Genomic DNA, 10,042 nt, shown 5'->3' on the forward strand with positions numbered 1-10,042 from the left:
ATGTTCCCCCGTCTGGCCTGCGCAATTGCCGGCGTGACCCTGTCGGCACTGACCTCGCTGCACAGTTTGTCTGTGCAGGCCAAGGCGCCCGTGGATCCGGGTGCGCTGCACACCGATGCACTCCAGGACCTGTTTTTTGGTGAGGCGTTGTTCAACGCTTACCAGGACAACTACGTCGATGCCATTATCGGCCTCGATACCGAGCTGAAGCAGCATCGCCTGCTGGATGATCCCGAACGCGACCCCTTCCGTGTGCACTTCGGGCAGGCGGAATTCGCCGTGGGCGACCTGGAGCTCTCCTACCGGATGCACCGGGAGGCCGGCCGGGCCATGCAGCAGGTGCTGCAGGGCAACGTGGCGCAGCCCATCAAGAACGAAGCGGCCTACCGGCTGGCAAAGATCCACTACCAGAAACAGCAGTTCGCCAACGCGTTGCACGCGCTGGAGCTGATTCAGGGGCGCGTGCCCGAGCGGGTGCGTCCGCAAGAGCAATTTCTGCGCGCGCGGGTGTATATGCAGCTGGGTCGCTTCGAAGAGGCTGTGGCCCTGCTCGAAGACCTGAAAGGGGAAAAATCCCTGCAGGGCTTTGTAGAGTACAACCTGGGCATCGCACTGTTGCGTGCCGGCGAGACCGAGAAGGGTGTGCTGGTGCTGGATGGTCTCGGGCGCAATGCCGGCAGCGGTACTGCCGCGCAGGCGCTGCAGGACAAAACCAATCTGCTGCTCGGCAACCAGCTGATGAAGGCAGAAGAGTTCGATCGCGCGCGTAAGTACTTCGAGCGGGTGCAGCTCTCCGGCCCGTTTTCCGATCAGGCCCTGCTAGGGGCGGGCTGGGTGGAAGCCAATGCGGGGCGCTTTGACCGCGCACTGGTGCCCTGGCGGATGCTCAAGCAGCGCCGTGCCACCGATGCCGCGGTACACGAAGCCATGCTTGCGGTGCCCTACGCCTACGGCAAGCTGGACGTACACAGCACTGCCGCGGTGAACTACGGCGAAGCGCTGGACCTGTTTGGCGAGCAGGTAGATGTGCTCACCCGCTCCATCACCAGCATACGTGAGGGCAAGCTGCTGGAGGCGCTGCGTCGCAAGGAGGCCAGCCAGGTGAAAAACTGGGTGGTGGAGCTGCGCAAGCTGCCGGGGGCGCCGGAAACCCATTACCTGCTGGACCTGATGGCCTCCAACGACTATCAGGAATTTTTGCGCAATTACCAGGACCTGAATGACCTGTACGAGCGCAATCGCGACTGGCTGCAGAGCCTGGATGCGTTCGAAGACATCATTGCCCTGCGCCGCAACTATTACGAGCCGATCCTGCCCGGGCTGGATGTGGCGTTCCGTCAGGTCGATGCGCGCATCAAGATGCGCCTGGAGCAGCGTGCGCGTCTCGCCGCCCGCATCGACAACCTGTTGGTCAACCGCCGACCGGAGTTGCTGGCCAAGAGCGATGAAACCGAGGCGCGCCTGATGCTGGCGCAGATTCGCGAAATCCTTGCCTATAACCCCAGTCTCAGCAGCGAAGAAACCGAGGACCGCATTGCGCGTCTGGAAGGGATTTTGAACTTCCGCCTGTCCCGGGAATTTGATGACCGCCTGACCACCGCATACAAGAACTTGCAGGAACTCGACGGCGTGATTGCCGTATTGCAGGAAACCTACCAGCGCTACGTGCGCACCCGCCAGGCCGCCACCCATAGCTATGAGGGCTATAGCGACCAGATCACCAGCCTGCGCGCGGGCCTCAATCGTGCCCAGCGCCGTATCGATCAGCTGATGGCGCGGCAAGGCAGCATGCTGGAGCAACTGGCTATCCATGAACTGGACCAGCGCCGCGCGCAACTGGAGAGCTACCAGATAAAAGCCCGCTTCGCCCTCGCCGACAGCTACGACCGCGCCAATGAGCTGCAGGAGCGCCGGGAAGACGAGCGCAAGGTAGAGGAATACCGCGAGCAGGTAGATCAGCTGCAGCAGGCCGAGCCCGCGGTGAATCCCGATGGTGAGCTACTGCCCACGGACAATCCGCCGGAGCTGGAAGCGCCCGCGCCGGAAGCCATTCAAGACGCTGCAGACGGAGAGGGTGCCGGTGATGCATAACCGAGTCTGGGCGAAAACCCCTCTCAGCCTGACCATCAACCGCATTGCGGTGGCCTCTGTGGCATCGGCTGCGCTGTTGCTGAGTGCGTGCGCCAGCAACAGTGGCAAGACCATTGGCAGCCTGAAGCATGTGGATATCGAAATTCAGGAAACCCGTATCGAGGGTAGCCTGGAAAAAGCCCTCGCCAGCTACCAGAAGTACCTGCAGGAGACGCCGGAAACGGCGTTGACGCCGGAAGCGATTCGCCGTATCGCAGACCTGAAAATCAAGCAGGCACACCGCGCCGAAGCGGGGGGATATACACCCTCCACGGAGACCCGGATTCTGTCTGAAGAGGACGTGACCGCGGCCATGAATACCGGTGTGCAACGCAATGTCACCGGCACACAGGCCGCGCTGGACGCTCCCGCTGCAGCGGCGGTTGCGGTGGCGCCTGCGAACGGCAACGCCATGGCATTGAACGGCGTCGCTGCTGGCAGCGATGAGAGTCAGGCAGATTTTGAGGCCCGCGCTACCGCAGCGGTCGCTGTCGATGGTGCAGCAGGCGAGAATGTGGCTGGCGAGAGTCTGGCTCTGGAAGGCACCCTGCCCGGCGACGATCCGGATGCGCTGCTGGCGGCCAATGCCCGCGAAGCCATTGCCCTGTATCAAAAGCTGCTGGTGCAGTATCCGCTGTATGAGCGCAATGACCAGGTGATGTACCAGCTCTCCCGGGCCTACGAGGAAACCGGCCAAATCGAGGAAGCCGTCAACGTCCTGCGTCAGCTGGTGGCCAAGTACCCGGCCTCGCGCCATCTGGATGAAGCCTATTTCCGGTTGGGTGAATATTATTTCACCCGCAAGAAATATCTGGACGCGGAAGAGTCCTACGGGCGAGTCATCGATATGGGCGTGGCCTCCAGCTTTTTTGAGTTGGCGGTCTACAAGCGTGGCTGGGCACTGTTCAAGCAAGACATGTATGAGATGGCGCTCGACGATTTCGTGCGCATGCTCGACCACAAGGTAGGGCAGGGTTACGACTTCGAGCAGCAGCCCAACGAAACCGAGCGCAAGCACATTGAAGACACCTTCCGTGTGATCAGCCTCAGCTTCTCCTACCTCGGCGGTGCGGAATCCATTGTGGATTACTTTGCCCGCAAGGGCGCGCGGGATTACGAGTCCTATGTGTACAGCCATCTCGGCGAGTACTACCTGGACAAGCGTCGTTATCAGGATGCGGCGAAAGCCTACGATACGTTTGTCGAGCGCAACCCGCTGCACAAGGTCGCGCCGGACTTTTCCATTCGCGTCATTGAAATCTATCAGAAGGGCGGCTTCCCGCGTCTGGTACTGGATGCGAAAAAAGCCTTCGCCAACACCTACGCACTGGACGCGCAATACTGGACGGTATTCGATATCCAGGAGTACGCAGCGGTGGTCGAATTTCTGCAGGGCAACCTGATTGATCTGGCCAGTCACTATCATGCGGCTTACCAGAATGTGAAGCCCAAGGATAAGCAGTTCCAGCAAAAGCGCAGCGAACATTATGCGGAAGCGATCCACTGGTATCGCCGCTACCTGAAGTCCTTTGCCGACCAGCCGAAAGCGCCGGAGATCAATTACCAGCTCGCAGGCCTGATGCTGGAAAACAAGGATTATCTGAACGCCGCCCAGGAATACGAACGCACGGCCTATCAGTACGCGGTGCACAAGGATGCCAGCGAAGCCGGTTACGCCGCGGTATTTGCCTACCGCGAGCACCTCAAGCGCGATCTTGCCACAGGCAGCACCGCACAGAAGACCGCCGTTCAGAAAGAAATCATTCGTTCATCCCTGACCTTTGCGGAAACCTTTCCCGAGCACGGCAAGGCACCGCAAATTCTGTTGGGCGCAGTGGACGACCTGTACAAGCTGAAGAGCTTTGCAGAAACCATTCAGAATGGTCGCCTGTTGCTGGAGAAATTCCCTGCAGCAGAGCATGAAATCCGTCGCTCCGCCTGGCTGCTGGTGGCCCACGCCTCGTTTGATACCGAAGCCTATACGGATGCCGAGGGCGGGTATCGCCAGGCGCTTGCCATGACGGCCGCCGACTCCAAAGACCGCCCGGATCTTATCGACAACCTCGCCGGTGCCATTTACCAGCAGGGTGATGTGGCGCGCCGCGCGGAAGACCATCTGGCGGCGGCGGAGCATTTCCTGCGTATTCGCAACGCCGCACCGGGAGCTTCCATTCTGGCAACGGCAGAGTACGATGCCGCTGCCTCACTGATTCAGTTGCAAAGCTGGGTGCGGGCCGCGGATGTACTCAAGGCTTTCCGCGCGAACCATCCGCAACACGAGCTGCAGAAAGAAGTCACCAAGAAACTCGCGGTGGTGTATCAGGAGAGTGGCCAGCTCCTGTTGGCAGCAGCCGAGTTTGAGCGCATCGAACGCGAATCCGACATCGACGAGGTACGCCGCGAGGCGCTCACCCAGGCAGCCGACCTGTACGGTGCGGCCAAGAGCTACGACCAGGCGCTGGCGGTACTCAACCGTTACGTCAAACTGTTCCCGAACCCGATGGAGCCTGCACTGGAAACCCGGCAACGTATTGCCGATATCTACAACAGTGCCGGCAATCGCAAAGCCTACTTCAGCACACTGGAAGACATGGTGCGCATCGAGGCCCGTGGCGGCAACGAGCGCAATGACCGCACCCGCTACCTGGCGGGCAGCGCGGCGCTGTTGTTGGCCGAGCCCAAGTTCGAGGCGTTCAAGGAAATCGCCCTGGTGGCGCCTCTCGAGCGCAACCTCAACAGCAAGCGTACGCGCATGAAAGCTGCGGTCAGCGCGTTCAGCGACCTGATCGACTACCAGGTGGCCGACGTCACCGCCGCAGCGACCTTCTATCTCGGTGAGATTTACCTGCATTTCAGCCGTGCACTGAAAGACTCCGAACGGCCCACCAACCTGAATGCGATGGAACTCGAAGAGTACGAACTGGCACTGGAAGAACAGATTTACCCGTTCGAAGAACGTGCCATCTCCGTGCACGAGAAAAACATCGACCTGATGGCCGCGGGTATCTACAACCGCTGGATTGGCAAAAGTATCGGCCAGCTAGCCGGCCTGGTACCTGCCCGCTACGACCGTCCGGAAGATGCCCACAACATCGTGATGACCATCGTGCCGGTGGCGGAATCTGCGCAGGCCCCCACGACTGCGAGTGCAGGAAAAGCCGAAACGGCGGTGATTGCCGAAGCGGAAGAAACCGAAACCGGGGAGGACAACGGATGATCGTAAGCAAGCGCCTTCTCGCCGGGTTGGCTTGCCTGACCGCGCTGCTGCTCAGTGCTTGCGCCAGCGGTCCGAAAAGTGCCAGTGGCCCCGTGGACCCCATGAATGTCAGCGTTTCCGGTAGCGTTAATCGCGATTTCCTGCAGGCGGTGGACTACCTGCAGGGTGAGCGCTATCCGGAAGCCATCGAACTGCTGCAGAGTGTGGTCGAGCGCGAGCAGCGCCTGTCGGCCCCGTACGTCAATCTCGGTATTGCCCACTTTAAAAATGGCGATGAAAAACATGCGGAAGAGAGCTTTCTCGAAGCCCTCCGTGCGGCACCGTTCGATCCGGTGGCGAGTAATGAGCTGGCGGTACTCTATCGCCATCAGGGCCGCTTTGACGAAGCGCGCAAAACCTATTCCGACGCGCTGGCGCTGCACCCGGACCATCTGCCGCTGGTGAAAAACCTCGGCATTTTGTGTGACCTGTACCTGCAGGATGTGCACTGCGCGCTGGCACAGTTTGAGCGGTACCTGAAGTATCAACCGGATGATCGCAAGGTTGCCATCTGGGTAGCAGACCTGAAACGGCGGACTAACTGATGAGTATGGAAAAGCGTACAACTGTACTGGGTGTGACGGCGTTGATGGTTTTCCTGATGCCATTGATGGCAATGGCGCAGGACGAAAGCGGTACATCCGAGAAGAAAGTCGACCAGGAAGTAAAAGAGCTTTCTGGTATCTCGATTATTGGCAACAAGGAAGCACCAAAGTCACTGTACATCGTGCCGTGGAAGAGTTCCGAAGTGGGCGTGGAGAGTGGCCTGAATTCCAGCCTGCTGGATCCGAGCCTGCAGCCACTGGACAAAGAAGTGTTTGAGCGAGAGCTCGAGTTCTACCAGCTCAGTCTCTCTGACGACTGAGTAGACCCAAACCAAACCTAAATCAATAAACGACCACCAAAGGTCACAGCCAGGTAAAGCGGAAAAGTGCCGCGGAGCCGAGAAAGAAAACCAAGAGGGCAAATGATGGATTTCTTTAACAGCGTAATCGCGTTTTTTCAGACTGGTGGTGTTTTTATGTACCCCATTCTGGTGGTGTTCGCGCTCGGCGCTGCGGTCGCCATCGAACGTTACATTCGACTGGTCTACGAGCGCAGTACCAACCGCGCTACCTGGGAAAAGGTACAGCCGGTACTCAATTCCGGCGACTTTGATCGCGCGCGCAATCTCGTAAAGGACGACAACACCGGCGTGGGCCGGCTGCTCGCCATGGGTCTTGAGCGTCAGGGCGCAGTGCGTCGCCGTGAGGACATCGAGATCGCCATGGAAGAGAGCATCATGGAAAGTATTCCGCAGCTCGAAAAGCGTACCCCCTACGTGGCACTCGGCTCCAACATTGCCACGCTGCTCGGCCTGCTCGGTACCATTATGGGCCTTATCGAGGCATTTACTGCGGTAGCCAATGCCAACCCGGCGGAAAAAGCCGACCTGCTGTCGGCCAGTATCTCCGTGGCGATGAATACCACCGCCTTCGGCCTGATGGTGGGTATTGCACTGCTGATCGTGCATGCGCTGCTCAACTCCCTGACGGGCCAGATCGTGGACAGCCTTGAAATGGTTTCCGTGAAGGCGCTGAACATCATGTCTTCCGGCTCTCGCCGCCGCAGCGACGCCGCCAAGGAAGAGAAGCCCGAGGTCAAAGCGGCCAAGCCGGTAAATCAGGATGTACAGCAGACCCAGCAGGCCAGACAGAACACCGCTGCCACCCAGTCCGCTGCCGAACACAAGACCAAGCCGGAATCTGCGTAATGAGAAGCAGGCGTCACGGTAGAACAAAAGAAACCCCGGAGCTGGACATCACCGCGTTCCTCAACCTGATGGTTGTGCTGGTGCCGTTCCTGCTGGTTTCCGCAGTGTTTTCCCGGGTCACTATCCTGGAGTTGAACATGCCGAGCGGAGCTGGGGGCGGCGCCGCAGACCCGGGAGTGAGTCTGGAAGTGGTCGTTCGCAAGCAGGTGCTCGAAATCAGCGACGGCGATAAAGTCATCGCGCGCTTTCCCAACCTGAATCAGGAAGGGACCACCGATGGCAGTGCGGAAGTGGCTGCCGACGGCGAGAGTGCCGTGCCGCTGGATGAAAACGGCCTGCCGATCATCCTGCCCACCGAAGAGGTCTATGACCTGGCCAAGCTGCGGGAATTTCTGCTGCGGATCAAAGAATCGTATCCGGATAAAACAGACTCCACTCTGTTGATGGAGCAGGATGTGGCTTATGAGCATCTGGTGGGCATTATGGACGCGGTGCGCAGCACGCAGGTCATGCCGAAGCTGGAAGAGGGTGCACAACCGGACCCGGAAGCAAAGCCGGAGACCCTGGAACTCTTTCCCGATATTTCCCTGGGAGACGCGCCATGAAACGTGAAAGCAGACGCATGAAGCGCATGGCGCGGAGCCGCAAGCGCAAAACCCAGGGGATGAACCTTACCTCGCTGATGGATGTGTTTACGATTCTGGTGTTCTTCCTTTTGACCAACAGTGCCAGCAATGAAGCCATTGAGGCGCCGCGGGTCATTACCCTGCCGGACTCGGTAGTGGAGTCCAAGCCGCGTAAAACGGTCACCCTGATGGTGACCCATGACGAAGTGCTGATCGAAGCCAAGCCGGTGATGGCTACCGAAGACCTCTTTCAGAGCGAAGCGCTGGTGATTGAGGCTATTCAGCAGGCCATGGTGGAAGAAGTAGGTAAGGCCGTGACCATGGCCGAATCCGAGCTGGAAGAAGCGAAAGCGGCCCTGGCAGAGCGCGCCGCCGCGGGCGAGGATGTGGCGGAAGCCATGGCCGAGCTGTTGGCGGAGCCACCAGAGGTCAATATTCTCGCCGACCGTACGGTGCCGTTTGCGGTGCTGAAGAAGGTCATGTCCAGCTGCACCAATGCCGGATACACGCGAATTTCCCTGGCGGTGATTCAAAAAGCATCTCAGAGTTAGTGAGCCTTTGTGAATAATTTTCATCAACAGAAACAGGCACTGACAGCGAAGCAGGAAGCGGTTCGCCAGCAGCTGGGCATGCTCGAAGTCGAGTATGGTCAGGTTGATGGCAAACTGGAATCGCTGCGCGAAGATGGGGCCAAGCACCAGCTGCTGGATGAGATCTCCGATCGTCTCGCCAAGCTCGAGGATGCCGGCGCGGGCGATCTTTTCTGGGCCGAGCACTACAAGCAGGATACGTCCAAGGCCCTGATTCATCGCTTGCAGAAAACCGTCAGCATCTATCATGCGAACCTGGACCTGTTGCTCGAGCGCAAGCGCAAGCTGCAGGAGCAGATGGAAGACTGCCGGGATGATCTCTTCGATCTCGATGCCGAGTTCCGCGAGATTCGCCAGCAGGAAGAGGAGGTCCACTACGAGTACGAAGTCACCCGCGAGCTGGGTGACGACGCCTTCCGCAATGCCATTATGCCGTGGAACACCAATGGCGACGATGAGCGGCGCTTCCGCCGGAGCCTGCTCGCCTGCTTGCTGGCGGCCTTCTTCCTCGGCTTTGGGATCCATGTATGGCAGCTGCCGGAGCCCGATGAAAACGAAGTAGTCGAAGTGCCCGAGCGCCTGGCCAAGCTCGTATTGGAGCAGAAAAAGCCCAAGCCCAAGCCGCAGCCTGTGGTGAAAAAGCCGGAAGAGAAAATCAGGGAACTGGAGAAACCCAAACAGCAGGTGGCGAAAGAGGAGCCTAAGCCTTCTAATGTTGAGCGAAAACAGGTGCGCAAGAAAGTTGAGCGCGCGGGTGTCCTGGCCTTCAAGGACAACTTCCAGGATCTGATCCAGGACGACCTCGACAATCGCCTCGGTCAGCAGACCCAGCTCAGCACCGCCGGTAAGAAAGAGAATCGCAGTCAGCGCTCACTGATCACCGCAGCCGCGAAGTCCGGCTCCGACGGTATCAATACCGCAGCGCTCAGCCGCAACGCCGGCGGTGTGGGTACGGCGCTGGATGGTGTGAGCTTCTCGCGGGTATCCAGTGGTATTGGCACTGAGGGCGATTTTACTGGCGAAGGCCGTCCGCTCAGCGATGGTGTGGGTCCATCCCGCACCGACGAAGAGATCCAGATCGTGTTTGACCGCTACAAGTCGGCCTTGTACCGGATCTACAACCGCGAACTGCGCAACAACCCGGCGCTGCAGGGCAAGATGGTGCTGAAAATCACCATCCAACCGGACGGTTCCGTATCGTTGGCCGCGGTAGAAAGCAGCGATATGGACTCGCCCACCCTGGACAGCAAGATCGTTGCCCGCGTGAAGCGGTTTAACTTCGGGCCCAAGGAGGGTGTTCCTACGATCACCATCCTGTACCCGATCGACTTCCTGCCTGCAGCCTAGAGGTCAGGTTGAAAAACAACCACCCAGGTCTCCCCTGGGTGGTTCTGCCATTTCTTAAGAAGTTACCTGAGCTTTACTTGAGAACTAATTGGCAAACGTAGAAAAAGTTCCCCTCTGGCTGCAGCAATTTTGACTTGCTTCACGCCCTCATTTTCAGCATATCGGTAAAGTCGCATCACCGGGCAGTGTGTGTACGGTTTATGTGCTCGCGCGGCCTGTGCGCGGAGCTTGAAACCTGATTTGCGACGAAAAATAAACAATGAAGCCAGATGTGATTGGACCGAAAACCTCGAATTCCCGCCAGGAAGGTTGGGCTTTATGCTCCGAATTCGGCCTGTCC

The 10,042-nt window shown here is 59.0% G+C and carries 8 protein-coding genes; all 8 read left to right on the forward strand.

The window, feature by feature from the left end; translation table 11 throughout:
* Nucleotides 1-2,091 carry a tetratricopeptide repeat protein gene (locus JF535_RS07015; RefSeq protein ID WP_207000682.1) on the forward strand — a complete coding sequence of 697 codons (2,091 nt, stop codon included), beginning with the start codon at nucleotides 1-3 and terminating at the stop codon, nucleotides 2,089-2,091.
* Nucleotides 2,084-5,347: a tetratricopeptide repeat protein gene (locus JF535_RS07020; RefSeq protein WP_207003607.1), complete on the forward strand. Its 3,264-nt coding sequence runs from the start codon at nucleotides 2,084-2,086 to the stop codon at nucleotides 5,345-5,347. Before JF535_RS07015 ends, JF535_RS07020 begins: the two co-directional genes overlap by 8 nt.
* A complete protein-coding gene (locus JF535_RS07025) occupies nucleotides 5,344-5,931 on the forward strand; it encodes a tetratricopeptide repeat protein (RefSeq protein WP_207000685.1) in 588 nt (195 codons plus the stop codon). The genes JF535_RS07020 and JF535_RS07025 overlap by 4 nt, the downstream gene beginning before the upstream one ends.
* Nucleotides 5,931-6,251 (forward strand): hypothetical protein, encoded by a 321-nt coding sequence (locus JF535_RS07030; RefSeq protein ID WP_242523744.1) that lies wholly within the window; start codon nucleotides 5,931-5,933, stop codon nucleotides 6,249-6,251. Before JF535_RS07025 ends, JF535_RS07030 begins: the two co-directional genes overlap by 1 nt.
* 102 nt (nucleotides 6,252-6,353) lie before the next feature.
* Nucleotides 6,354-7,139, forward strand: coding sequence for a MotA/TolQ/ExbB proton channel family protein (locus JF535_RS07035; protein ID WP_242523745.1), 786 nt, complete (start codon nucleotides 6,354-6,356; stop codon nucleotides 7,137-7,139).
* On the forward strand, nucleotides 7,139-7,744 hold the full coding sequence (locus JF535_RS07040; RefSeq protein WP_207000687.1) for an ExbD/TolR family protein: 606 nt from the start codon (nucleotides 7,139-7,141) through the stop codon (nucleotides 7,742-7,744). The genes JF535_RS07035 and JF535_RS07040 overlap by 1 nt, the downstream gene beginning before the upstream one ends.
* Nucleotides 7,741-8,316 (forward strand): ExbD/TolR family protein, encoded by a 576-nt coding sequence (locus tag JF535_RS07045; RefSeq protein ID WP_242523746.1) that lies wholly within the window; start codon nucleotides 7,741-7,743, stop codon nucleotides 8,314-8,316. Before JF535_RS07040 ends, JF535_RS07045 begins: the two co-directional genes overlap by 4 nt.
* Nucleotides 8,317-8,325: 9 nt before the next feature.
* Nucleotides 8,326-9,702, forward strand: a complete 1,377-nt coding sequence (locus tag JF535_RS07050; RefSeq protein ID WP_207000689.1) for an AgmX/PglI C-terminal domain-containing protein — start codon at nucleotides 8,326-8,328, stop codon at nucleotides 9,700-9,702.
* The last annotated feature ends 340 nt before the right edge of the window (nucleotides 9,703-10,042 follow it).

This window comes from Microbulbifer salipaludis, assembly GCF_017303155.1.
Classification (GTDB): Bacteria; Pseudomonadota; Gammaproteobacteria; order Pseudomonadales; family Cellvibrionaceae; genus Microbulbifer; species Microbulbifer salipaludis.

What these genes read in the sequence shown, in the direction of transcription:
- JF535_RS07035 (WP_242523745.1), top strand. Translation starts at nt 6,354, where the DNA reads ATGATGGATTTCTTTAACAGCGTAATCGCGTTTTTTCAGACTGGTGGT.
- JF535_RS07040 (WP_207000687.1), top strand. Translation starts at nt 7,139, where the DNA reads ATGAGAAGCAGGCGTCACGGTAGAACAAAAGAAACCCCGGAGCTGGAC.
- JF535_RS07045 (WP_242523746.1), top strand. Translation starts at nt 7,741, where the DNA reads ATGAAACGTGAAAGCAGACGCATGAAGCGCATGGCGCGGAGCCGCAAG.
- JF535_RS07030 (WP_242523744.1), top strand. Translation starts at nt 5,931, where the DNA reads ATGAGTATGGAAAAGCGTACAACTGTACTGGGTGTGACGGCGTTGATG.
- JF535_RS07025 (WP_207000685.1), top strand. Translation starts at nt 5,344, where the DNA reads ATGATCGTAAGCAAGCGCCTTCTCGCCGGGTTGGCTTGCCTGACCGCG.
- JF535_RS07015 (WP_207000682.1), top strand. Translation starts at nt 1, where the DNA reads ATGTTCCCCCGTCTGGCCTGCGCAATTGCCGGCGTGACCCTGTCGGCA.
- JF535_RS07020 (WP_207003607.1), top strand. Translation starts at nt 2,084, where the DNA reads ATGCATAACCGAGTCTGGGCGAAAACCCCTCTCAGCCTGACCATCAAC.